Below are 24335 nucleotides of genomic sequence, written 5' to 3'. Positions count from 1 at the left end.
TGGCGTCCCGGCGCGACTGTCACTCAGAACCCGGTGCTGTAGCGCAACGCCGCCTGGCGCGCGCCCTCGCCCCCGACGCGCTGGTCGAAGCCCAGGCTCAGGCGGCCACTGCGACCCCACCACGATTCCAGCGCCATGCCGATCAGGGCACTGCCGCGCGGCGCATTCCAGCCCGCCAGTGGTGCCCAGGCATCGACGCCGACGAAACTGGCCTGCCACGCCGCATCGGCACCCTCGAGCCGCTGCTGCCACTCGGCATGCCCGCGCAGGGTCCAGCGCCCCCAGCCACGCTCGCCGCGGATGCCGGCCAGCATCTGGCTGCGCTGCACGCGGTTGGCATCGCCACGCAGGCCGAAGCCGAACCCGCCCAGTTCGTTGAACGCATCGGTATCCACGCGCGTAGTGCTGGCGCCCAGATACGGTGTCAACGAGGCACCCGCGCGGCCGAAGCGATAGCCGCCTTCGACACTGGCACTGCTGAAGCGCCCGCCATAGCGGGCCGAAACACCGTAACTACCCGCGCCCAGCAGCAATTGGCGATCCAGCGCCCGGGTGAACTGCCCGCTGCCGATCTGGGCCAGCGCATAGCCCCGGCCCAGATTCCAGCCCGCGTAAAGCTGTGCCTGCGCCTGGCGATCACGCCCGCGATCGCCGCCGAAGCTGCTGCCACCGTTGCTGCGGGTCTCGCCGAAGGCCACACCCATCAGCCCGGTGCTGCCCAGCGGCAGGTCCTGGCCGGCCATCCAACCGCGGCTGTCGGCGGCGTTGCCGGCAAAGCTGCCCTGCCCGGCCTGGCCGAGCGCACTCTGCCAGGCCCCGCGCAGGCGCGGCGCCGCCTGCACGCGATCAAAGCGCTCTGCGATGGCACGGCGTGACATGTCGATGCTGTCGAAGGTGGCCGCTTCGGCCCGCGCATGCGCCTGCCCGGACAGGCTCTGCAGACTAGCCTCGAGGCCGTTGCTGCCACCGCCGGTCCACTGCAGCGCCCCGGCGGCCGTACCGAAGGCCGATCCCTGCAGTCCTGCATTCTTGTCGAGCACGGCAAATGCACCCTCCAGCCGCTGTGCTGCCGCCTGGGCGGAAGCCCCCAGGCCGCTGGCTGCCCCGGTGACACTGACCTGGGTCAGGTTCAACCAGGCGTTGTTGCTGTCGTAGCCATAGCTGCTCTGCAACAGCGACAGTCCCTGCAGGCCGCTGGAGGTGGCCGGCGTACTGAAGGCACCACTGAGTCCGCCGTCCGCATGGATCAGGTCCTGCCGGGTGCCGCTCTGTGGCACGTAGCCGGAGACGAAGCCATGCACGCGCACGCCACCGTCGAGGGTGGCCTTGCCGGTGACCTGCAGCGCATTGGCGCCGAGTGCGATCATCAACTGTGCGCCCGCCTGCTGGGCGTAGTCGCCCTCGATGGTGCCGGTGGTGTTGCCGGTGGTGAGGAATACGCTGCTGCCGTTGACCACGTTGCCGATCACGCGCGGCGCGCCGCCATTGAACTGCAGGCCGGTCGAATCCGGATCGGACTGGCCGAGGATGGTCACGTTGGAACGGATCACGCCACCGTCCTGCAGTGCCAGGATGCCGCGTTCGATGCGGGTGGAACCGGTATAGCTGTTGTTGCCGGCCAGCACCAGAGTGCCCCCGCCCTGCTTGACCAGGCCGCCGCTGCCGACGATGTTGTTGCGCCACGCCGAACCGCTGGAGGCCACATCCACGTTGGCAACCACATCCCCCCAGTCGAAGCGACCCGGACCGTTGATCGCACGACCGATGTCGAGCAGGCCGTAGCCGAACACCGGATCCACGCCCGGGGCGCCGATGTCCTTGGCAGTGCCCAGCAGGGTCTGCCGCACCAGGTCGTTGCTGAAATACGGATAGCGCTGCCAGACCAGCGCAGCGGCGCCGGACACCAGCGGCGCCGCGAATGACGTGCCGTAGTTCCAGTAGTAGCTGCCCCCGTTTGCATCGGGATAGACCGCGCTGCCCGGCGCTGCCAGGCAGTAGCGCGCGGCCTGGCCGCAGCCATTGGCGTAGCTGGCCAACGTGCCCGGTGCATAGGGATCCACCGCGGTCGCCACCAGCCAGCCGCGCTCCAGATCTGCCGCCGGCAGCGAGCCGGCAACGCCCAGCTGGCTGGGCAGCGCGGCCAGGCTGCTCGGTTCACTGCGGCCGTCATTGCCCGCTGCGAACACCACCAGCCCGCCGTGGTTGACCACGAAGGGGCGATACTCGGCGGCCACCTGCGCGGTGGTCGGCAGGTCGGTCCAGTACAGGCCGCCCCACGAGTTGTTCATCACCTTTACGTTGTAGCTGATCAGGTCCTGGTGCACCTGGGCCACGCCCAGCGGTCCGCTGAAGGAATTGCCCTTGCCGCTGCCATCGTCGGCGGGCGGCTTGTCGGCGATGATCCGCGCCGAAACGATCTGCGCACCAGGGGCGATGCCGCCTGGCCAGGACCCAACCGGCGCGCCGGCAGCCAGGCTGGCTACCGCCGTGCCGTGGCCCACCACGTCGTCCACCTGCAGGTTGTTGCGCGACGGATCGATGTAGTTGAGGTTGGCCACCACCCGCCCGTTCAGTGCCACCGCGTCGCGCTGCACGCCCGAATCGACGATACCGATGCGCACGTTCTGGCCGCTCAGGCCGGCGGCCTGTGCGGCACGCGCATTGGTGACCGACAGATGCGCGTCGAAGGCCGGCTCCTGCGGTTTTGCCGGCGGCGGCGGCGTCGGTGGCGGGGTCGTGGGTGGCGGCGGTGGTGGCGGTGTGTCAATGCGCACGTTGCCGCCCCCGCCACCTCCGCCACAGGCTGTCAGCGCCAGTGCCAGCGCGGTTGCCAGGGCAGATTTCACCGTCGTCGTGCGTTCCATCGATTCCTTCCCATGAACATTGGCCCGTCGTTGTCCCGGCAGGCATGCGGCGCCGTCCAGCGGCGGCCCTCCCCGACCCTCTATACTTGGGCCGACCCCCACGCAGTCTGCCGGGAAACCGGGGCGCTTCCAACGGCCCACGGTCTCCTTTCCGAACATTGCTTACGCATCAACGAGATTGCCATGTCCAACATCGTCATCGCCGCCGCCAAGCGCACCGCCATCGGCTCCTTCCTCGGCCAGTTCAACGGCGTGCCGACCCCGACCCTGGGCGCGGCCGCCATCGCCGCCGCACTGGAGCAGTCGGGCATCCCGGCCAGCGACGTTTCCGAAGTCCTCATGGGCTGCGTGCTGCCGGCCAACCTCGGCCAGGCGCCCGCCCGCCAGGCGGCGATCGCTGCCGGCATTCCGCTGTCGACCGGTGCCACCACGCTGAACAAGGTCTGCGGCTCCGGCATGAAGACCATCATGCTCGGTCATGACCTGATCAAGGCCGGTTCGGCCAGCATCGTTGTCGCCGGCGGCATGGAATCGATGTCCAACGCGCCGCACATGCTGCCCAACTCGCGCACCGGCAACCGCTTCGGCAACTTCCAGGCGGTCGATCACATGGCCCACGACGGCCTGGTCAACGCTTATGACGGCAAGGCGATGGGTGAATTCGCCGAATGCGCCGTGGACAAGTACCAGTTCAGCCGCGAAGAGCAGGACGCCTACGCCATCGAATCGGTCAAGCGCGCGCAGGCAGCCCAGGCCAACGGCGCGTTCGCCGATGAAATCGTCGCGGTGAAGGTCGCCACCCGCAAGGGCGAGGTCGAGATCACCACCGACGAGCAGCCCGGCCGTTCGGACATCGCCAAGATCCCGACCCTGCGCCCGGCCTTCAAGAAGGACGGCAGTGTGACCGCCGCCAGCTCTTCCAGCATTTCCGACGGCGCTGCCGCAGTGGTCCTGCTGACCGAGGAAGATGCGGCTGCGCGCGGCATCAAGCCGTTGGCCCGAATCGTCGGCCACGCCACCCATTCGCAGGAACCGGAGTGGTTCACCACTGCCCCGATCGGCGCGCTGCGCAAGCTGCTGGACAAGACCGGCTGGTCGCTGGATCAGGTCGATCTGTTCGAAATCAATGAAGCCTTCGCTGTGGTGGCGATGGCGCCGATGCGCGAACTGGGCATTCCGCACGACAAGCTCAACGTGAATGGCGGCGCCTGTGCACTGGGCCATCCGATCGGTGCCTCCGGCGCACGCCTGGTGGTGACCCTGGTCAATGCCCTGCGCACGCGCGGTGGCAAGCGCGGCATTGCCACCCTGTGCATCGGCGGTGGCGAAGCAACCGCGATCGCCATCGAATTGATTTAACTAGATTTAACGATGATTTCGCAAAAATGAATGCGGGATCGCTTGACACCCAATCTTGGCTTGTCATCATGTTGTCGGCGCGCAGCATGCGCGTTGCCTAATTCTAACGACGAGGATTTACACAATGAGCATCAACAAGCTGCTGGTCGCGATGTCCCTGGCTCTGGCCCTGGCCGCCTGCTCGAAGCAGGAAGCTGCCCAGGACGCCGCTGCTTCGGCCAACGAAGCCGCCACCGAAGCCCAGGCTGCTGCCGACCAGGCCGCCGCTGCTGGCGCCCAGACCGCCGACGCTGCCCAGCAGGCCGCTGACACCGCCGCCACCGCTGCCGACGCTGCGACCGACGCTGCTGCCAACACCGCCGCTGCTGCCACCGACGCCGCTGCTGGCGAAGCCAAGGACGCCGCCAAGGCTGCCGAAGCTACCGCTGAGCAGGCCAAGGACGCTGCTGAAGAAGCCAAGAAGTAATCACTTCTTTCTTCACGCTGTTCCGGAAAAGCCGCTGGTTCGCCAGCGGCTTTTTCTTTGCGCCCGTGGATCGCGACTGAGCGCGCTCCGCGACCCCGTCTTCACAACGGCATGAATAGGCTGGCGTCCCCATCCATTGCAGTACCGGAGACCGCCATGAAGATTCGTCCGATCACCACCACCCTGCTGGCCGGCTCCCTGCTGCTGGCCCTGGCCGCCTGCAAGGGCCCGGAGGCCGAACAGGCCAAGCAGGACGCGCAGCAGGCCGCCGACAGCGCTGGCGTCGCTGCCCGCGATGCCGTCGACCGGGCCGCTGCCGCAACCCGCGACGCCGCCGACAAGACCGCTGCTGCTTCCGAGCAGGCCGCCGCCGATACCCAGCAGGCGCTGGACAAGGCCGCCGACGCCACCGCCAATGCCGCTGACCAGGCCAAGGTCGCCGCCACCGACGCGGCCGCGCACGCCAGCGACGCCACTGCCGACGCCGCGCAGAAGGTCGCCGACAAGGCGCGCGATGTCGCCAATGACGCCAAGGCCAACGCCGCCAAGGAAGAAGCCAAGCACTGAGCCTTGCCGGCAGCCGAGCACCGGCTCGGCGCTACAGGAAAAGCCGCGGCATGGCCGCGGCTTTACTGCTTTTCGCTCTCCGCTCTTTCTGTTGATTCCGTGGTGGACGGCACGGAAACCGTCCAAGGCCGCGCGGGTAGGTTGCGCAGGGGCGTAAGCGCCATGGATGGCGCGCCCGAGCCTACAAGGACGTATTCACGGCGCCCCCTGCGCGACCTACCCGCGCGGCCCATCCATCAGTATCAGCGCCCACCACGAGGGGCACCGCCGTTGGCCATTGCCTACGGCAGCGCGCGCGCCAGCATCGCGGTCAGCTCCAGGCCCGCCGGCAGCGTCCCGAATGCCAGCCCGTGCTCTCCTTCCAGCCGGCTGCGCACGAACGCCTCGGCGATCGGGCTGCGCGCACGCAGCAGCAGCGCTGCCTGCAACAACAGCGCAGTGCGCTCGCAGAACAGCCGCGCCTGTGATTCCTCCGGTGCCGGTGCCGCTGCCCAGCGCTGCAATGCCGCTGCGTAGCGCGCATCACGGTCGGCCACCGCCGCCAGCTCGCCGCGCAATGCCGCCATCGCGTCCGGTTCACGGGCCAATGCACGCAGCACATCCAGACACTGGATGTTGCCGCTGCCTTCCCAGATCGAATTCAACGGTGCCTGCCGGTACAGGCGCGGCAGCATCGACTCCTCCACATAGCCCGCGCCGCCCAGGCATTCCTGCGCTTCATTGACGAAGGCCGGCGCACGCTTGCACAGCCAGTACTTGCCCAGTGCCGTCCCCAACCGTGCCATCGCGGCTTCATTGGCATCCACACCGGCACGATCCACCGCGCGTGCGATGCGGATCGCCAACACCGTGGCCGCTTCCGACTCCATCGCCAGATCAGCCAGCACGTTGGTCATCAACGGGTGCTCGACCAGCAGCTTGCCAAAGGTGCGGCGATGCCGTGCGTGATGCAGCGCCTGCGCCAGCGCCATGCGCATCTCCGCTGCGGCGCCCAGCATGCAGTCCAGGCGGGTCATCATCACCATGCCGATGATGGTGGCCACGCCGCGGCCCTCTTCACCCACCCGCCACGCCTGCGCGCCGCAGAACTCGACCTCGCTGGAGGCATTGGCCCAATCCCCAAGCTTGTCCTTCAACCGCATCAGGCGGAACGCATTGCGGTCACCGTCTGCCAGGCGGCGCGGCAACAGCAGGCAGGTCAGTCCTCCCGGCGCCTGCGCCAGCACCAGGAAGCCGTCGCACATCGGCGCGGAAAAGAACCACTTGTGGCCGACCAGGCGATAGCGCTCGCCATCGATCGGTTCGGCGCGGGTACTGTTGGCACGTACATCCGAGCCGCCCTGCTTCTCGGTCATGCCCATGCCCAGGGTGATGCCGGCCTTGTCCGCCACCGGCACGTCGCGCGGGTCATAGACCGGCGCTGCGGCCTTGCGTGCCCACTCGGCCAGGTGCGGCTGCGTGCGCAGCACCGCTACTGCTGCATGGGTCATCGTCAATGGGCAACTGGTGCCCGCCTCGGCCTGGTGATGCAGGTAGCTCAACACCGCACGTGCCACGTGCGCGCCGGGCTGCGGCTCATGCCAGGACAAGCCTGCGACCCCGTGCGATTTGGCCGTGTCCATCAACTGGTGATAGGCCGGATGGAACTCCACCGTGTCGATGCGATGGCCCTGCGCATCATGCGTGCGCAGGCGTGGCCGATCGCGGTTGGCATCGAAGCCGACCCGGTACAGCTCATCACCCGCCAGCGCGCCATACACCGCCAATCGTGGCGCGAAGCTGCCAGCGCCTTCGCGCTGAACGGCTTCCATCAGCGCCGCGTCGTCGGTCCACAACTGCCGCCCCGCGAACGGCGGCGGCTGGTTCAGTACCACATGGGTTTCGTAGGGCGCGTTGCTGCTGAAGCTCGGTCCACTCATCCGGTCCATCCTGGCGGCAAGAAGTGTGCGGCCCGATTGTGCCGCATGACCTGCCAAGCCCGTGTTCAGGCCGGTTCTCACCCCGTGCACGAGCCGCAGGCCACAGTGATGGCATGGCAAGCAATGACGATCTGGTGGTGTTGCGACCGGAGGGGCTGTACTGCGCTGCGGGCGACTTCCACATCGATCCCTGGCGGCCGGTGCCGCGCGCGGTCATCACCCATGGCCACGGTGACCATGCTCGCCCGGGCATGGGCGAATACCACTGCAGCGACGGCAGCCTGCCGATCCTGCGTTGGCGCCTGGGCGACGTGCCGGTGCAGGCGCATGCCGAGGGCACCCCGTTCCGCCTGGGCCGGGTGCAGGTATCACTGCATCCAGCCGGCCACGTGCTGGGGTCCTCGCAGGTGCGCATCGACGACGGGCGGCAGGTCTGGGTGGCCTCCGGCGACTACAAGCGCCAGCCAGACCCGACCTGCGCGCCGTTCGAAGTGGTGCCCTGCGATACGTTCATCACCGAGGCAACCTTCGCCCTGCCGATCTACCGCTGGCCGGACACGCCGGCAGTCGCTGCGGAGATCGTGGCGTGGCGCCGCGAATGCGAACAGCGCGGCGAGGCGGCGATCCTGCTGTGCTATGCACTGGGCAAGGCACAACGGGTGCTGGCCGAGCTGCGGCCGCTGGATGATCGCCCGGCCTGGCTGCATGGCGCCATCGCCAATGGCGTAGCGGTGTACCGGCAGGCCGGCGTACCGATGCTGGAGACGCTCACCGTGGCCGAACAGGGCCGTCAACCCGATGCCGCCGGCCAGTTGATCCTCGCCCCGCCCTCGGCTGCGGGCACGCCCTGGATGCGCCGCTTCGGGCGCCACCAGCTGGGCTTCGCCTCGGGCTGGATGCAATTGCGCGGTAACCGGCGCCGACGCAACGTCGATCGTGGCTTCGTCATTTCCGATCACGCCGATTGGCCAGCACTGCTGACGACGATCGAACAGACCGGCGCGCAGCGGGTGATCGCCACCCATGGCAATACCGATGCGCTGATTCCCTACCTGCGTGAGCGCGGCGTGGCTGCCGAAGCCTTCCGTACCGGTTTCGGGAGCGAGGAATGAAAGCCTTCGCAGCGCTCTACCAACGCCTGGACCGCAGCACTGCCACGCTGGACAAGCGAGCGGCACTGGTCGATTACTTCGGCCAGGCAGGCGCGCACGATGCGGCGTGGGCGCTGTACCTCCTCAGTGGTGGCAAGGTGGGCGGCGCACGCCGGAAGATCGCCGCCAGTGGCGAACTGCGCGCCTGGATCGCCGAGGAATCAGGGTTGCCACCGTGGCTGGTGGACGACAGCTATGCGCAGGTCGGTGACCTGGCCGAAACGCTGACCCTGCTGCTGGACGACCCACCAAACCCCTCGCCTGACCGCCCCCTGGCCGAATGGATCGAACAGCACCTGCTGGCGGTGGCCAACCAACCCGAGGCGGTGCGCCGTGCGGCGGTCGTCGCCGGCTGGCGGCAGCTGTGCAGCAGCGAACGCCTGGTGTTCAACAAGCTGCTGACCGGAGCCCTGCGCGTTGGCGTCTCGCAACGGCTGGTGCAGCAGGCGCTGGCCGAGTGGTCCGGCCTGGATATTGCCCGCATCGCCCAGCGCATGCTGGGCGAGTGGGTGCCCTCGCCCGGGCTGCTGGCCCAGCTGCTGTCGCCGGATGAGCTGCCGCTCGACCGGCAGCAGCCCTACCCCTTTTTCCTCGCCTCGCCACTGGAGGGCAGCCCTGCCGAACGACTCGGTGCGATCGACGACTGGCTGCTGGAATGGAAGTGGGATGGCATCCGCGTGCAGCTGCTGCGCCGGCGCGGCGAGGTCGCCTTGTGGTCACGTGGCGAAGAGCGGCTGGATGGTCGCTTCCCCGAAATCGAACAGGCGGCGATGGCGCTTCCCGATGGCTGCGTGCTGGATGGCGAGCTGCTGGCCTGGGACGAAGCCGCGGACCTGCCACGTGCCTTCACCGCGCTGCAGACCCGCATCCAGCGCCGCAAACCCGGCGCGGCCACCCTGCGCAACACGCCGGTGCGCGTGCTCGCCTACGACCTGCTGGAACTCGATGGCGCGGACCTGCGCGAACTTCCATTGCAGCAACGGCGCGCGCGGCTCACCGAGGTCGTCGGTGCACTGGGCGATGCGCGCATCCAGCTGTCGCCCGACGTTGCCGCCGGCGACTGGCCGAAGGCCGCGGCGATGCGCGATGTGGCGCGCGAACGCGGTGTGGAGGGGTTGATGCTGAAGCGGCGCACGTCCTCCTACCAAGCGGGGCGACGACGCGGCGACTGGTGGAAATGGAAGGTCGATCCACTCACGATAGACGCGGTGCTGCTGTACGCACAGGCCGGGCACGGCCGACGCAGCACGCTGTACACCGACTACACCTTTGGCGTGTGGGACGGCGACACGCTGGTGCCGGTGGCCAAGGCGTATTCCGGCCTGGACGACAAGGAGATCCTCGCGCTCGACCGCTGGATCCGCGCCAACACCCGCGAGCGCTTCGGGCCGGTGCGCAGCGTACGCGCCGAACAGGTGTTCGAGCTGGGCTTTGAAGCAGTCAACCGCAGCAGCCGGCACAAGTCCGGCATCGCCGTGCGCTTCCCGCGCATCCTGCGCTGGCGCCACGACAAGCCCGCCAGCGAGGCCGATCAGCTGGCCAGCCTGAAGGCGCTGGCGCGATGACCCGCAGCCAGGCGCTGCGCCGGCTGGAAGACTGGTTTGCGTCCAGAGGCTGGCGCTCACTGCCGTTCCAGCGCGCAATGTGGCGCCACTACCTGGCGGGCGAATCCGGGTTGCTGCATACGCCCACGGGCAGCGGCAAGACACTGGCGATGTTCGGCGGGCCCCTGCTGCAGGCCATGATCGATCCGCCGCCCTTGCCCCGTCGGGCCAGCGCGGTGCGCCCACTGCAGGTGCTGTGGGTGACGCCCTTGCGCGCGTTGGCCAGTGATACCGCACGCGCACTGCAGGACGTGGTCGATGGGCTGGGGCTGGGATGGCGTGTCGGCCTGCGTAGTGGCGACGCCAGCAACCGCGAACGACGACAGGCGCGCGAGGGCCGCGTCGACGTACTGGTGACCACGCCCGAATCGCTGGCGCTGTTGTTGAGCTATCCCGACACGCTGCCGCGCATGCGCCAGCTGCGCTGCGTGGTGGTGGATGAATGGCACGAACTGCTGGGCAACAAGCGCGGCGTCCTGCTGCAGTTGAACCTGGCGGTGTTGCGCGATGCCAGGCCGGCATTGCAGCTGTGGGGTCTGTCGGCCACGCTGGGCAATCTGCAGGAGGCGCGCGACGTGCTGCTGCCCGGTCAACCGGAAGCACCGATCGTGCAGGGCGTACGGCCGCGCACACTCAGCGTGCGCAGCCTGCTGCCAGGCCCCGGCGAACGCTTCCCATGGGCGGGGCATCTGGGCCTGGCACAGCTGCCACGCGTGCTGGAGGCGCTGATGCAGGCACGCAGCAGCCTGCTGTTCACCAACACCCGTGCACAGGCAGAACTGTGGCATCAGGCGCTGGCCGCGGTGTGGCCGGAGGAACTGGACACGCTTGCGCTGCACCACGGCTCGCTGGATCCGGCCCTGCGCCAGCAGGTGGAAGACGGACTGCGCGCGGGCGCGCTGCGCTGCGTGGTTGCCACTTCCAGCCTTGACCTCGGCGTGGACTTCCCCGAAGTAGAACAGGTCCTGCAGCTGGGCAGCCCGAAGGGCGTGGCGCGCCTGCGCCAGCGCGCCGGACGCGCACGCCACCGCCCGGGTGCCAGCGGCGCCATCCTGTGCGTGCCCAGCCATGCGCTGGAACTGGCCGAGTACGCTGCGGTGCGCCGTGCATTGGCTGAAGGCGTGGTCGAAGCGCGCAGGCCGCCGACGCTGTCGCTGGATGTGCTGGCCCAGCACGCGGTCAGCCGTGCGCTGGCGGGCGGCTTCGACAGCACTGCGCTGCTGGAACAGGTCCGGCGTACCCATGCCTTCGCGTCGCTCGGCAACGACCAATGGCAGGCCGTGCTCACGTTCATCGTGCAGGGCGGGCAGGCCTTGGCCCAGTACCCCGATTTCCACAAGGTCGTGCGTGATGCCGATGGGTGGTACCGCATGCATGACCGCCGCCAGGCGCTGCGTCATCGGCTTTCGATCGGCACCATCAGCAGCGATGGCAGCGTGCGCGTGCAGTTCCTGCGCGGCGGCAGCCTGGGCGCCGTGGAGGAGCAGTTCGCCAGCCGGCTGCGACGTGGCGATCGTTTCCAGTTCGCAGGGCGCCTGCTGGAGCTGGTGCAGCTGCGCGACATGACCGCCTTCGTGCGGTTGGCACGAGGGCGCGGAGACGGCGTCGTGCCACGCTGGCAGGGAGGCCAGTTGCCGCTGTCGATGCCACTCGGTCGCGAGCTGGAGTGGGTACTGTCCGGCGCCGACAACAGTGCCGAATCACGCTGGCTGTCGCCCTTGCTGGCACTGCAGCAACAGTTGTCGGCGCTTCCCGGCGCGGACCACCTGCTGGTGGAACAGGTGCGGCGTCGCGAAGGCCAGTTCCTGTTCGTCTATCCCTTTTCCGGCCGCCACGTGCATGAGGCGCTGGCCGCCCTGCTGGCCTTGCGCTGTACCCGCCTGCAGCGCAACAGCATCGGCTACGCGGTGAACGACCATGGCCTGGTGCTGGCACCGGCCCAGGCGATCGATCTGGACGCAGCGCAATGGCGAGCATTGTTCACCCCCGATCAGCTGCTGGATGATCTGCGTGCCGCAGTGAACCTGGGCGAGCTGGCGCGGCGCCAGTTCCGCGGCATCGCACGTGTGGCCGGCCTGCTGGTACCCAGCCTGCCCGGTGGCATGCCGCGATCGCTGCGGCAGTTGCAGGCGTCGGCGGGCCTGCTCTTCGATGTACTGCGCGAGCACAATCCGGGCCATCTGCTGCTGGCGTTGGCCGAACGCGAAGTGCTGCACGACAGCCTTGACCTGCCGGGCTTGCGGCAGGTACTGGCAAGGATCGGCACGCAGGCGCTGTCGGTGCAATGCCCGGCGTCGCTGACGCCCCTGGGCTTCCCGCTGTGGGCCGAACGCCTGCGTGGGCAGTTCAGCAACGAGGACTGGCGTACCCGCGTGCAACGCGCGGCCAAGCAGCTGGAGCGCCGCCATGGCCGATGAACTGCTGCTGCTGCGCGCGGGCGAATCGCTTGTGCTGCTTGGCGAGCGCGCGCTGTACTGGCCCACACGGCAGGCGCTGTTGATCGCCGACCTGCACTTGGGCAAGGCCGACGTATTCCGCCGTGCCGGCATCGCGCTCCCCAGTGGTGGCACCGGGGAAGACCTCAATCGCCTGCAGGCGCTGCTGGACAGGTATGCATGCCGCGAGCTGTGGATCCTGGGCGACATCCTGCATGGACCGGCGCATCGCGCCGCGTGGTACCAGCAATGGTTGGCATGGCGCGAACGCAACGCGGCGCTGGACGTGCATGTCCTGCGCGGAAATCACGACCGCCACCTGCCGCACGCCCAGCTGCTGGTACAGATCCACGATGAAGCACACCTGCATCCGTTCATGCTTCGCCATGAGCCAGTGGCCGATGCAGGACGGCATGTGATCGCTGGGCATCTGCATCCGCAGGTCGCCCTGCCGCCGTTGCGTCGGCGCTTCCCCGTATTCTGGCTGCGTGACGGGATGACGGTCCTGCCGGCCTTCTCTGCGTTCACTGCGGGAATCGTGCCTGTTCCCGCTCCCGGCGAGCAGAGGGTCGCCTGCGTCGAGGGCAGCCTGGTCGAACTGCCCGTGACGTGAATCAGGCGGGGCGGATCTCCAGCTGCGGCATCAACTGGAACTCGGGCGTATCCCCTTCACGCCGCCGCGGCAAGGCCTGGATCCTCGCCAGCATTTCCTGCGCGCAGGCGCGGATGCGTGCATGGTGTTCCGGCGACGCGTGGCTGATCAGGCTGCCCACATGGAATTCAAACACGTCCTCCAGTACGTCGGGCTGGTCCTCGTGCAGCATCTGCAGCAGACCACGCAGCTTGCAGATTTCCGATTCCAGCTCCTCGACCGCGAACAACATGGCGTCCTCCTCTTCAACAACAGGCGGCGCGTCCGGGCCGCAACAGGCCGCGACGGCAGCGCCGCCCGGGCCACGCGCGATGTCGATCACGGAAAGGAAAACGGGCGACGCGCAATCGCGTGCAACCCACTTCTCGCATATCTGTAGTGACGCAGCCGTTAATTCACGTGACGACGCGCCTCACGCACTGGCCGTGATCGCGTTGCTGGGAGGCATTGCCATCGACGTGCCCAGTTCGTTGACGAATGCCGGGTCCAGTTGGAGCGAGCCAAGCCAGCCATGCTGCGTGCCACTGAGTATGCGCAGCATATGCCCACGGCCACCGGGCAGGCGCCCCATCGGGCCAAGCAGCACATCACGCGCTTTCGCCCAAGCGTCGCGGTCGGACTGGAACAGTGGCGTCAGCCAGCGGCTCCAGCGCTGGTACACGGCCACATGCGCGCGCCGCTGCGCTTGGTAGGCCTGCAATGCCGCCGCACTGCCGCCATGGCTGCGCACGGCATCGCGCAGTGCCAGCGCATCGAGCAACGCCATGTTCACACCCTGCCCCAGCTGTGGGCTCATCGCATGCGCCGCATCACCGGCCAGCACCATGCGGCCTTGGTGCCAACGTGTCATCACCGCATCACGGTAAACGGCGCGCGCCATCTGGCCGGCATCGCGCAGATGGGCGAAGCGCGCACCGGCCTGCGGCCACAGCGCATGCAGTTCATCCAGCCAGGGCGCCATACCTTCGGCCTGCCACCGATCGAAATCGGCGCGTGGCAGGCTCCAGAAGAAGCTCAGGCGCGGCGTGTCATCACCGGGGCGGGTACCGACCGGCAGCAGCCCGATCATCTTGCGCGCGGCCACGTAGCGCTGGCGCAGCTCGCTCATGTGCGGCCAGTCCTCGGCCGGCAGCAGGCACCACAGCGCGCCCCACGGGTAAACCCTGTCCAGCGCGATGCCCTGCTCGACGCCGCCGCGCAGCGTTGAAGCTGCACCATCGGCAGCCACCACAAGGTCGAACGGTCCGTGCTGGCGCCCCCCGCTGTCGCGCAAACGCCCCTGTGCGGCGTCGACGGAAACGATGGTGGTGCCGACATGCAGCTGGCCGGCGCCATCGCGGGCCTGGTCCAGCAGCGAAAACAGTGCCCCGCGCTGCATGCCCAGCCCATGCAGGCGTGCATCCAGCCCGGCATAGGCCATGTCCATCACCGCGCGCTCGCACGGCGTGTCGCCATACAGGCGGTGCACCGGCGCGGCATGTGCACGCACGGAATCAAGCAGGCCCATCTGCCACAGTACCTGCAGGCCGCTGGGCTGCAGCAGGAAGCCGGCGCCAACCGGTCCCGGCGTGGGCACGCGTTCGAAGATCTCCACCTCGTGGCCGTCACGGGTGAGCAGGATGGACACTGCCTGTCCAGCGGTGCCGTAGCCGATCACGGCGATGCGCAGTCGTTCCTTCATGGGCGCATTGTGCCCGAGGTGGGTGGATCGCGAACGGGCCGCGAGCGTGCCGCGCAAAAAAAACCCCGCCGGAGCGGGGTTTTCAACGCACTGTCGAGTGGATCACTCGGCCGGCGTGATGTTCGAAGCCTGGGCACCCTTCGGGCCCTGGGTCACGTCATAGGTGACACGCTGGCCTTCCTGCAGGCTGCGGAAGCCCTTGGAGTTGATGGCGGAGAAGTGCGCGAACACGTCGGCGCTGCCATCCTCCGGCGAGATGAAGCCAAATCCCTTGGCGTCGTTGAACCACTTGACGGTACCGTTCGGCATGGTGATGCGAGACCTTATGCAATGAATGGGTGGTGTACGCTGAACCCGCGCACAAGCTGAGTATGCAAAGCTTGCTCGGCGAAGACAATCACCCCCGTGCCAATTCACCTACCAGTTCCGGAAGTCCGTTGCTGGCGGCCTGCACGTTGGCAAGTACTTCAGCCATCGTGATCTCTTCACCATCGCCACAGCCGGCAGCCCAGTTGGCGATGATCGCCAGGCAGGCGTAATCCAGCCCCAGCTCCCGTGCCAGTGCGGCTTCCGGCATCCCGGTCATGCCCACCAGATCGCAGCCGTCGCGGCGCATGCGGGCGATCTCGGCGATGGTTTCCAGGCGCGGGCCCTGCGTTGCGCCGTAGCAGCCGCCGTCATGGACCGTGACACCGGTCACTTTCGCAGCGGCCAGGATCTTGCTGCGCAGCATCGGCGTATAGGGGTGGCCGAAATCGACGTGGACCACGTCGGTGCCTTCTTCTTCACAGATCGTGCTGATGCGGCCCCAGGTGTAGTCGATGATCTGATCCGGGCAGGCCAGCACGCGCGGACCAAAGTGTTCGGTGATGCCTCCCACCGTGTTCAACGCCAGCACGCGCTGCGCGCCCAGTTGCTGCAGTGCGGCCAGGTTGGCGCGGTAGTTGATCTTGTGCGGCGGCAGCGAATGGCCCTCGCCATGCCGCGCCAGGAACGCCACGCGGTGTCCAAGCAGCGTACCGACGCGTACCGGGCCGGACGGGCGGCCGAAGCGGGTGTCGACCTCGTGGGTCTGCACGTCGTCAAGCTTGGCCAGGTTGTAGACACCGGTACCGCCGATCACGGCCAGGGCGATCTGTTGCATTCAAAGCACTCCATGAAAAGACCAACGCCGGCACCCGAGGATGCCGGCGGCAGAAGAAGACGCGCCGCGGGCGGCTGCGCCGTTATTCCTTCATCGCGTAGATGGCCGGCACGCAGCGCAGGGTTTCATTGACGTCCATGCCGAAGCCGAACACGTAGCGGTCCGGCAGTTCGATGCCGGCGTAGTCGGCGGTCACGTCCGGCAGCGCGCGGTCGTGCTTCTTCACCGTCATCGCGGCGATGCGCACGTCGGTCGCGCCCTGTTCCAGGCACCAGGTGCGCACGCCCTGCAGGGTGTAGCCCTCGTCCAGGATGTCGTCGACCAGCAGCACGCGGCGGCCGAACAGCGAGGTCGCCGGCTTGTGCTTCCAGACCAGGTCGCCGCCGGTGGTTTCGCCGCGGTAACGGGTGGCGTGCAGGTAATCGAACTGCACGTCCTGGCCGCGCGCGCCCAGCTCCAGCGCCAGCTGGCCGGCGAACGGCAGCGCGCCGTGCATGATTGACAGGAACAGCGGCACCTCGCCCTTGTAATCGCGCGCGATGGCGTCGGCGATACCAGCGATGGCCTTGTCGATGGTGGGGCGGTCGACCAGCAGGTCAGCCTGGGCCAGGGCCTGGGAAATGGTGAGGTTGGGCATCAGACGGTTCTTCCAAGGGTTTCAATCAGACGGGATTGGGTGTGGCCATGGCGGGCATCGGCCAGCAGGCCATCCCAGCCAAGCGCGCCGCGGCCGAGCAGGCCCAGCAGCGCAGCAGTATTGAGGGAGCGCCCCTGCACCGCGTGCAGGGCTTCATCAACCAGCTCCGGGTGGCAGACCAGCACCACGTCGCAGCCGGCGTCCAGGTGTGCGTGCACGCGCGCGGGCACGCCACCGGCACTGTGCGAGGCGGCCATGCCGATGTCATCGGAGAACACCACGCCGCGGAAGCCGAGCTCGCCACGCAGGATGTCCTGGATCCAGCGCGGCGAATAGCCAGCCGGTTCAGGCGCAATCTGCGGGTAGATCACGTGCGCCATCATCACCGCGTCGGCACCGGCGGCGATGCCGGCCTGGAATGGCACCAGGTCCTGCGCGCGCAGCTCGTCCAGCGCGCGCGGGTCGATCGCGGTATCCACGTGGGTGTCTTCCAGCACGGTGCCGTGGCCGGGGAAATGCTTGAGCGTGGCGGCCATGCCGACCGCATGCATGCCACGCACATAGGCTGCGGTGAACGCCGCAACCACCTGCGGGTCTTCGCTGAAGGCGCGGTTGCCGATGGCGCGGTTGCCGCGGCCAAGATCGACCACCGGCGCGAAGCTGAGGTCCAGCCCGCTGGCGCGGACTTCACTGGCCATCAGCCAGGCGTGCTGCTCGGCCAGCGACAGGGCCTGCTGCGGGTCGGTGGCGTACAGGGCACCGATGTCCTGCAGTGGCGGCAGATCACTGTAACCTTCGCGGAAGCGCTGTACGCGGCCGCCTTCCTGGTCCACGCAGATCAGCTGCGGGCGCGGCGCAGCGGCGCGGATCGCCGCGCTCAGATCGGTTACCTGCTGGCGCGAGGCGACGTTGCGCTTGAACAGCACCACCCCGGCCACGGCATCGTGCTGCAGCCAGTCACGTTCCTGGGTGGTCAGTTCGGTGCCGGCAACGCCGATCAGCAGCATGGTTGATCTCCACAACGCGCGCCCGCATGGCGCAGTGCCGCATTGTCGCAGAACCGGCCGACAGGCGCAGTGGTCAAGGGGAAAAGGGAAACGCGGGGGCTCTGCCCCGGTCTGCTCAGACCCTGCAGCCGTCCGGGCCGCAGGCCTCGTCGTCGCCAGCCGGGGCGGCCGGGGGCCCCTGTTCGGCCGCGATCTGGCGCAGCGCGTTGGCAAAGCCTTCTGGCGGCTGCGCCCCGGAGATCGCCCACTTCCCGTCGATGACAAAGGTCGGCACGGAGGAAATGCCCAGCGCGTGGGCTTGGCCGAGCTTGGCCTCGACCTCGGCCAAGCCACGGTCCGAGGCCAGCATCTGCGCGATTTCGCCACCGTCCAGGCCGCCAGCCACGCCGGCCTTCACCAGTACAGCGTTGTCGGCCAGGTTCTGGCCATGTTCGAAGTGGGCGCGGAACAGCGCCTCGCTGACCGCATCCTGCACGCCGTGCTCGCCGGCCAGCCACAGCACTCGGTGCGCCGGCAGCGTGGTCACCCGCACCTGGCCCTGGTTGAAATCCATCGGAAGCCCCTCCGCGCGCGCGGTGGTCTGGGTCTGGCCGAGGATCTGCTCGGTGCGCTCGACGCCCCCAAACTTCCGCGAATAGGCCTCGCGCAGCGGCACCGGGGTGTCGTCCGCATCCGGGTCCAGCTGGAACGGCTGCCAGTGGATATCAAGATCAGGCGCGTGCTCGCCCAGCAACTGCACGCCCTGCTGGAAACGATGCTTGCCAATCCAGCACCAGGGGCAGACCACGTCGGAGTAGATGTCGATTCTCATCCCCACGACATGGGGACCGCCTTCCTCGATAAAAGGGGACGGAGGGGATTAAGTCGCTTTCCGCACAGGCGGGGTAAAGACGACTTAATCCCCTCCGTCCCCTTTTTGGGGGTTCACCACTGTGAATACGGGCGGCTGGCCAGGGCAACGTTGTAGTAACGGGCGTCATCGGTCACTTCGGCACCGACCCAGTCCGGCAGGTCGATGGCTTGGTCGGCGCTTTCCAGCTCGACTTCAGCCACCACCAGGCCGGCGTTGTCACCGAGGAACTCATCCACTTCCCAGGTCACGCCGGCGTGTTCGACCAGATGGCGTCGCTTGTCGATCAGGCCGCCGACGCACAGCGCCAGCAGTGCGCGCGCGTCCTCCACCGGGATCGGGTAGTCGAACTCCTGGCGGGTATGGCCGAGGGTGCGTGACTTCAGGTTCAGCGCGGCGTGGTCGCCTTCGATGCGCACGCGCACCGAGGCGTTCTGGGTGCCGCGGTCGAGCGCGCCCATGTCGTTGATGTAGCCCTGCGCCATCGGGATCACCCGATGCGCGGCGGTGCGCCAGCCATCGCTGCTGACCAGGAATTTGCGTTCGATTTCGATGCCCATGGCGCAATTATGCGCCACGGGTGATGACACCTGCTCAGCGCTTCTCGAATACTGCGATGCTTTCCACGTGCGCGGTGTGCGGGAACATGTCCATGGCACCGGCGCTGACCAGGGTGAAGCCCTGTTCGTTGACCAGATAGCCGGCATCGCGTGCCAGCGAGCCCGGGTGGCAGCTCACGTAGACAATGCGCTTGAACTGCTTCAGCGGCAGCTGCTGCAGCACTTCGATCGCGCCCGAGCGCGGCGGATCCAGCAGCAGCTTGTCGAAGCCCTGGCGCATCCACGCCGTGCTGCGCTGGTCCTGGGTCAGGTCGGCGCTGAAGAACTGGGCGTTGGCCAGGCCATTGCGCTCAGCATTCTCACGGGCGCGCGCGACGAGGCCGGCATCGCCTTCCACGCCAACGACCTCGCGCACGCGGCGGGCCAGCGGCAGAGTGAAATTGCCCAGGCCGCAGAACAGGTCCAGCACGCGCTCGTCCTCACCCGGCTCCAGCAGATCCAGGGCATGGGCGATCATCTTTTCGTTGAGCTTGGCGTTGACCTGGATGAAGTCCAGCGGGCGGAATGCCAGTTCCACATCCCAGGGCTCCAGCCGGAACGACAGGGGCACACCCTGCCCGTCCAGCGGCTTCACGGTGTCCACGCCACCGGACTGCAGGTAGATCACGAAGCCATGCTGCTGGCCGAAGGCAGCCCAGGCCGCACGGTCCGCATCGCTGAGTGGCTGCAGGTGGCGCACGGTCAGGACCACGGCCTGGTCGCCGGCGATGAACTCAATCTGCGGGATATCGCGCTTGCCATCGAGCGATTCGATGAAGGTGGACAGCGCCTCGACCTTGGTGCCGATCTCCGGGATCACGGTCAGGCACTGGCTGAGGTCGGCGACGAAACGCGGATCCTGTTCACGGAAGCCGACCAGGGTCTTGTCCTTCTTCTCGACCCGGCGCACGGAGAAGCGGCCCTTGCGACGGTAACCCCAGCTGTCGCCGACCAGCGGCGCAAGCACGGTGCCCGGCTTCACATGGCCGATCCGCTCCAGGTTGTCCATCAGCACGCGCTGCTTGGCGACGATCTGCTGGTCTTCGTCCAGGTGCTGCAGCACGCAGCCGGCGCAGGTGCCGAAATGCGGGCACTTCGGGGTCACGCGCTGCGGCGAGGCCTGCAGAACTTCCAGAGTGCGCGCTTCGTCGAAATGGCGGCTGCGGGCCGTCTGTTCGGCCGTCACCACCTCACCCGGCAGGGCACCGCTGACGAAGGTGACCTTGCCGCCCTCGCCTTCACGGCGGGCGACGCCGCGACCATCATGGCTGAGGTCGAGGATTTCGGTCTGGAACGGGGTACGGTCGATGCGGGAGCGGGATCGGGCCACGTGGCAACAGGCTGCGGGCAAAAATGGGGGCGTATTGTCGCAGATCCTGACCGGCAGGGTCCGGACCCGCTTGCGCCCGCCGCCGCCGTGCTTGATGATTGCAGCAGCTGACATGGAGGCAGCCCTGATGCAGATGACCCCGCGGGCCAGCCGGCCCCGCTTCCTGCTTGTCGAGGACGACATCATCAGCCGCGGTTTTTTCAAGGCGGCGTTGGAAACGTTACCGGCGGATGTGGACACCGCAGATTCGCTGGCCAGCGCTTTGGCCAGCGCCGAACCCGGCGCGCACGACCTGTGGCTGATCGACGTCAACCTGCCTGACGGCAATGGCGCGCAGCTGCTGCGCGAACTGCGCCGTTCACATCCCGACACCCCGGCGTTGGCACATACCGCTGACGGTGACACGTCCATCCATGCCCGCCTGCGCGAAGCTGGCTTCAGCGACACCCTGGTCAAGCCGCTGGGCCGCGACCAGTTGCTGAAGGCTGTGCGCCGCGCACTGGTGAACAGCCCGGCGGGGATCTCCGTTGCCCCGGCCCCGGCAGCGGTCGAGCTGCAGGTGCAGGACTGGGACGAGACAGCGGCACTGGCCGCGCTCAATGGCCAGCGCAACCACTTGATCGCCCTGCGCGAACTGTTCCTGGCCGAGCTGCCGGGGGTGCGTGACGCGGTCGAGCAGGCGGTGGACCAGCATGATGAGCGTCAGCTGCGCAGCCAGTTGCACCGGTTGCAGGCGAGCTGTGGGTTCGTGGGCGCGGCACGCTTGGCCCGGGCGGTACGCCAGCTGCATCATGCGCCGGAGTCCGGGCAGGCCCAGGATGGGTTCCGCGCGGCGGTGGCGGCCCTGCTGCATTGAGGGTTGGTCGGCAGGGCTGCGCCCTGCACCCGCCAAAGCTAACGTCAAATTCAACGTCAAAAGCCGGCATCCCGTGGGATGGCGGGGCGGTGTCGGAGCGCGGGGACGCCGTGAACCCGTCCATGGGGGCTTGGCGTCCGCTGACGGGCGGCCAGATCAGACACCCCACACTCCGACACCGCCCCGCCTCTGACAGATTTCCGCGATCGGGTAGATCCACGCCATGCGTGGATGAATCTCTGTCAGATATCGAAATTCAAACTGGGGGTCAGATCCGTTTTCCGAAGGAAAACGGATCTGACCCCATTGCCATTCCGACAGCTCGCGGAAAACTGTCGAAGGCGGGGTGGGTCCGGTTGCGGGAGTGTCCGCGGCATGGATGCCGCGGCCAAGCCCCCAGGGATGGGTTTACGGCGTCTCCCGCAACCGGACCCACCCCGCCTACCCACGAGTAGCCAGCTTTTGACGTCGCCGTTGATTCGGCAGGTGCAGGGCTGCAAGCCCTGCCGAACACCCCCTACCTGCGGGGTGCGAGCTGCTCGAGCATTTCCCAGGACTTCAGGCCGCGCGGCCCGAGGTGATGGGCCAGCACCCGCCGCATCGGCAGGCGCAGGCTGGCCAGGTCGGCGGCAGCGGGCTCTTCGTCGGCCGCCAACGCCAGCAGCGCCGAGCCAGTGGCGGACGCCCGGCGCTCCCCGCCGCGCTCGCTCAGCAGTCGCTGCGCGCCTTCCTGAGGATCCAGTTCGTAGCGCGCCGCCGGGTCGATCGGCTGGCCATCGCTGGCGCTGTCCAGATCGAAACCCAGGCCCAGCGCGGACAGCAGCTCGCGTTCGAAGCGACGCAGGGTCCAGGCCAGGCCGGCGCCCACGGCCAGCCGCGCACGTGCCTCGCCGTAGGCCAGGTACAACCCGGGCAGCGGGTCCTGGCGCGGGGCCAGGCGCAGGGTCAGTTCACTCAGGTAGAAGCCGGCCAACATCGCCTGGCCGACCAGGCGTGGCGCGGCATCCAGCGCCTCGGCACCGCGCAGCTGGGCCAGTTCACCGCGCTGCTGGGCACTGAAGCGGATCCATTGCAATGGCTGCAGGGCAGCGCGCAGCACCTGGCCCTTGGCGGTTGACACACCACGCGCGAGCAGGCCGATACGGCCATGCTGCGCGCTCAGCACTTCGACCAGCAGGCTGGTCTCGCGGTAGGCCCGTGCATGCAGCACGAAGCCGGTGTCGTCCTCGATCAGCATCGAAGCGACCGCAACGACTTACTCGTAACCGAAGGCCTTCAGTGCGGCCTCGTCGTCGGACCAGCCTTCACGCACGCGCACCCAGGTCTCCAGGAACACCTTGGCCCCGAACAAACGTTCCATCTGCAGGCGGGACTTGGCGCCGATCTCCTTCAGCCGGGTGCCACCCTTGCCGATCACGATCGCCTTCTGGCCTTCACGTTCGACCCAGATAACCGCACCGATGCGCAGCAGGTTGCCATCTTCGGTGAAACGCTCGATTTCCACCGTGGTGGCATACGGCAGTTCCTCGCCGAGCTGGCGCATCAGCTGCTCGCGCACCAGTTCACCGGCCAGGAAACGCTGGCTGCGGTCGGTGATCTCGTCCTCGCCGAACATTGGCGGGGCTTCCGGCAGCAGCTTCAGCACATCGCGCACCAGCGCTTCCAGGCCGTTGCGCTTCTGCGCGGAGATCGGATGCACGGCGGCGAAGTCGCGACCTTCGGTCACCTGCTGCAGGAACGGCAGCAGCGCGCCCTTCTCCTTCAGGCGATCGATCTTGTTGACCACCAGCACCACCGGAATGCCAGCGTCGCGCAGCACATTGAAAGCCAGGCTGTCCTCTTCATCCCAGCGGCCGGCTTCGATCACCAGCAGGCCGGCGTCGACGCCTTCCAGCGAGCCGCGCGCAGCGCGGTTCATCACCCGGTTCATCGCCCGCTTCTGCACCTTGTGCAGGCCGGGGGTGTCGACCAGCACCAGCTGTCCTTCCGGATAGGTGGCGATGCCCAGCAGGCGATGGCGCGTGGTCTGCGGGCGGTTGGAAACGATGCTGACCTTGGCGCCGACCAGGGCATTGGTCAGGGTCGATTTGCCCACGTTCGGGCGGCCGATGACGGCCACGCTGCCGCAATGATGGGAAGTTTGTTCGCTCACTTGGAATCCAGTTGTTCTAGGACGGCCGCAGCCGCCTGTTGTTCGGCAAGCCGCCGCGAGGCGCCTTCGCCCTCGGTGCTGGCGGCCGGGTCGGCTACGTTGCAGCGTACCCGGAAGTGCTTGGCGTGGTCGTCACCGGATTCTGACACCAGCTCGTACTGCGGCAACGCCTTCTGTCGGGCCTGCAGCCATTCCTGCAGGCGGGTCTTGGGATCCTTCTCAGGCCGGCCCGAGGCCGGCAGCGCCTCGATCGAAGCACTGAACCAGGGCAGCACCACTGCCCGGCAGGCCTCGAAGCCGGCATCCAGGTAGATCGCAGCCACCACGGCTTCCACCGCATCGGCCAGGATCGAGTCGCGGCGATGACCACCGGACTTCATTTCGCCCGGGCCCAAGGTCAGCCGCTCGCCCAGTTCCAGGCTGCGCCCGATCACCGCAAGCGCGCCTTCACGCACCAGCTCTGCGCGGGCGCGGGTCATCGCCCCTTCGTCGGCCTTGGGCCAGCGCCGGTACAACGCCTCGGCCGCCATCATGTTGACGATGCTGTCGCCAAGGAACTCCAGCCGCTCATTGTGCGGCGCACCGGCACTGCGATGCGTCAGCGCCTGCTTGAGCAGCGCCGGGTCGCTGAAGGCATGACCGATCAGGTCGCCACGTTGGATGAATTTACTGGGCACCGCTTCGTGTCAGGTCCTGGGAAGAATCGAATTTGCCAACCACATCGAGGTTGCCGATCAGCTGACGGCGCACTTCGTAGTTGACCTTGAGGGTCCAGCCATTGTCGCGACGGTCGAACTTCACGTTGGCCGGCTTCACGTTGTCCGAGTAGTTGATGTACAGGCGCTTGAAGAACAGGTCCTGGATGCGCGCCGGCTCCATGCTGCCCACGCCCGGCTCGTTGGCCAGGCTCTTCATCGCCGAGCGCACAGCGTAGTACTCCTGATACATCGGGAACAGCTTCATGCCGATGTAGAGGAAGAAGCCCACCACGATCAGGACCGTCAGGAACGAGGTCAAGGTCATGCCACGCTGCGTGTTCATCGTCTTCATTGCGTTCTCCCC

General features: G+C 67.7%; 23 protein-coding genes. 8 read left to right on the top strand and 15 right to left on the bottom strand.

Going from position 1 to position 24335, the window contains the following annotated elements; genetic code table 11:
- Positions 1–23: 23 nt before the first annotated feature.
- Positions 24–2864: a S8 family serine peptidase gene (locus ACTXG9_RS12480; protein ID WP_329867590.1), complete on the bottom strand. Its 2841-nt coding sequence runs from the start codon at positions 2862–2864 to the stop codon at positions 24–26.
- Between the two features lie 183 nt (positions 2865–3047).
- Between ACTXG9_RS12480 and ACTXG9_RS12475 the strand changes: the two genes are divergently transcribed.
- The 3 genes from ACTXG9_RS12475 to ACTXG9_RS12465 all read left to right on the top strand — a co-directional run bounded on the left by ACTXG9_RS12475 (position 3048) and on the right by ACTXG9_RS12465 (position 5256).
- Positions 3048–4223, top strand: a complete 1176-nt coding sequence (locus ACTXG9_RS12475; protein WP_019662149.1) for a thiolase family protein — start codon at positions 3048–3050, stop codon at positions 4221–4223.
- Positions 4224–4347: 124 nt separating this feature from the next.
- A complete protein-coding gene (locus tag ACTXG9_RS12470) occupies positions 4348–4689 on the top strand; it encodes a hypothetical protein (RefSeq protein WP_019662150.1) in 342 nt (113 codons plus the stop codon).
- Positions 4690–4845: 156 nt separating this feature from the next.
- Positions 4846–5256 carry a hypothetical protein gene (locus ACTXG9_RS12465; RefSeq protein WP_019662151.1) on the top strand — a complete coding sequence of 137 codons (411 nt, stop codon included), beginning with the start codon at positions 4846–4848 and terminating at the stop codon, positions 5254–5256.
- Positions 5257–5537: 281 nt separating this feature from the next.
- Here ACTXG9_RS12465 and ACTXG9_RS12460 read toward each other — a convergent pair whose 3' ends face one another.
- Positions 5538–7175 (bottom strand): acyl-CoA dehydrogenase family protein, encoded by a 1638-nt coding sequence (locus ACTXG9_RS12460; protein WP_180832170.1) that lies wholly within the window; start codon positions 7173–7175, stop codon positions 5538–5540.
- Positions 7176–7288: 113 nt separating this feature from the next.
- Here ACTXG9_RS12460 and ACTXG9_RS12455 point away from each other — a divergent pair, with 113 nt between their 5' ends.
- From ACTXG9_RS12455 to pdeM, 4 genes are read left to right on the top strand one after another with little or no spacing between them, the layout of a single operon-like run.
- Entirely contained in the window at positions 7289–8287 is a 999-nt protein-coding gene (locus tag ACTXG9_RS12455) for a ligase-associated DNA damage response exonuclease (protein WP_111098037.1), read from the top strand.
- Positions 8284–9891, top strand: a complete 1608-nt coding sequence (locus ACTXG9_RS12450) for an ATP-dependent DNA ligase (protein ID WP_111103081.1) — start codon at positions 8284–8286, stop codon at positions 9889–9891. Before ACTXG9_RS12455 ends, ACTXG9_RS12450 begins: the two co-directional genes overlap by 4 nt.
- Positions 9888–12347 (top strand): ligase-associated DNA damage response DEXH box helicase, encoded by a 2460-nt coding sequence (locus tag ACTXG9_RS12445; protein ID WP_456115840.1) that lies wholly within the window; start codon positions 9888–9890, stop codon positions 12345–12347. Before ACTXG9_RS12450 ends, ACTXG9_RS12445 begins: the two co-directional genes overlap by 4 nt.
- Entirely contained in the window at positions 12337–12978 is a 642-nt protein-coding gene (gene pdeM / locus ACTXG9_RS12440) for a ligase-associated DNA damage response endonuclease PdeM (RefSeq protein WP_021203999.1), read from the top strand. The genes ACTXG9_RS12445 and pdeM overlap by 11 nt, the downstream gene beginning before the upstream one ends.
- Before the next feature lies 1 nt (position 12979).
- Here the strand turns inward: pdeM and ACTXG9_RS12435 are convergent, their stop codons facing one another.
- The 9 genes from ACTXG9_RS12435 to rlmD all read right to left on the bottom strand — a co-directional run bounded on the left by ACTXG9_RS12435 (position 12980) and on the right by rlmD (position 20265).
- Entirely contained in the window at positions 12980–13249 is a 270-nt protein-coding gene (locus ACTXG9_RS12435; RefSeq protein ID WP_019662157.1) for a hypothetical protein, read from the bottom strand.
- Between the two features lie 180 nt (positions 13250–13429).
- The gene (locus ACTXG9_RS12430; protein WP_329858889.1) at positions 13430–14698 is read right to left on the bottom strand and encodes an FAD-dependent oxidoreductase; all 1269 of its coding nucleotides are present in this window, start codon (positions 14696–14698) and stop codon (positions 13430–13432) included.
- A gap of 102 nt (positions 14699–14800) precedes the next feature.
- A complete protein-coding gene (locus ACTXG9_RS12425; protein WP_005410590.1) occupies positions 14801–15007 on the bottom strand; it encodes a cold-shock protein in 207 nt (68 codons plus the stop codon).
- A gap of 88 nt (positions 15008–15095) precedes the next feature.
- Entirely contained in the window at positions 15096–15842 is a 747-nt protein-coding gene (locus tag ACTXG9_RS12420) for an S-methyl-5'-thioinosine phosphorylase (RefSeq protein ID WP_049430529.1), read from the bottom strand.
- 82 nt (positions 15843–15924) lie between these two features.
- Complete coding sequence (locus ACTXG9_RS12415; protein ID WP_005410592.1) at positions 15925–16479, bottom strand: hypoxanthine-guanine phosphoribosyltransferase; 555 nt, start codon at positions 16477–16479, stop codon at positions 15925–15927.
- Complete coding sequence (nagZ, locus tag ACTXG9_RS12410) at positions 16479–17486, bottom strand: beta-N-acetylhexosaminidase (protein ID WP_456115839.1); 1008 nt, start codon at positions 17484–17486, stop codon at positions 16479–16481. The genes ACTXG9_RS12415 and nagZ overlap by 1 nt, the downstream gene beginning before the upstream one ends.
- Before the next feature lie 115 nt (positions 17487–17601).
- On the bottom strand, positions 17602–18297 hold the full coding sequence (locus ACTXG9_RS12405; protein ID WP_021204004.1) for a DsbA family oxidoreductase: 696 nt from the start codon (positions 18295–18297) through the stop codon (positions 17602–17604).
- Positions 18298–18410: 113 nt separating this feature from the next.
- Positions 18411–18896 (bottom strand): CYTH domain-containing protein, encoded by a 486-nt coding sequence (locus tag ACTXG9_RS12400; RefSeq protein ID WP_456115838.1) that lies wholly within the window; start codon positions 18894–18896, stop codon positions 18411–18413.
- 34 nt (positions 18897–18930) lie between these two features.
- Positions 18931–20265, bottom strand: coding sequence for a 23S rRNA (uracil(1939)-C(5))-methyltransferase RlmD (gene rlmD / locus ACTXG9_RS12395; RefSeq protein WP_456115837.1), 1335 nt, complete (start codon positions 20263–20265; stop codon positions 18931–18933).
- A 127-nt stretch (positions 20266–20392) separates the two neighbouring features.
- On the opposite strand from rlmD, the gene ACTXG9_RS12390 reads away from it, so the two are divergent.
- Positions 20393–21121 carry a response regulator gene (locus tag ACTXG9_RS12390; RefSeq protein ID WP_031270573.1) on the top strand — a complete coding sequence of 243 codons (729 nt, stop codon included), beginning with the start codon at positions 20393–20395 and terminating at the stop codon, positions 21119–21121.
- Between the two features lie 517 nt (positions 21122–21638).
- On the opposite strand, the gene recO is transcribed toward ACTXG9_RS12390, so the two are convergent.
- The 4 genes from recO to ACTXG9_RS12370 are packed head-to-tail and all read right to left on the bottom strand — an operon-like array spanning position 21639 to position 24323.
- Complete coding sequence (gene recO, locus ACTXG9_RS12385; protein ID WP_164144788.1) at positions 21639–22358, bottom strand: DNA repair protein RecO; 720 nt, start codon at positions 22356–22358, stop codon at positions 21639–21641.
- An 18-nt stretch (positions 22359–22376) separates the two neighbouring features.
- Positions 22377–23273: a GTPase Era gene (gene era, locus ACTXG9_RS12380; protein ID WP_019662166.1), complete on the bottom strand. Its 897-nt coding sequence runs from the start codon at positions 23271–23273 to the stop codon at positions 22377–22379.
- Positions 23270–23950, bottom strand: a complete 681-nt coding sequence (gene rnc / locus ACTXG9_RS12375; protein ID WP_019662167.1) for a ribonuclease III — start codon at positions 23948–23950, stop codon at positions 23270–23272. The genes era and rnc overlap by 4 nt, the downstream gene beginning before the upstream one ends.
- Positions 23940–24323: a DUF4845 domain-containing protein gene (locus ACTXG9_RS12370; protein ID WP_010482821.1), complete on the bottom strand. Its 384-nt coding sequence runs from the start codon at positions 24321–24323 to the stop codon at positions 23940–23942. Before ACTXG9_RS12370 ends, rnc begins: the two co-directional genes overlap by 11 nt.
- Positions 24324–24335 lie beyond the last annotated feature (12 nt).

It is taken from the genome of Stenotrophomonas maltophilia group sp. LNF247, from assembly GCF_054083135.1.
This window is presented reverse-complemented; position numbering and strand designations above follow the sequence as displayed.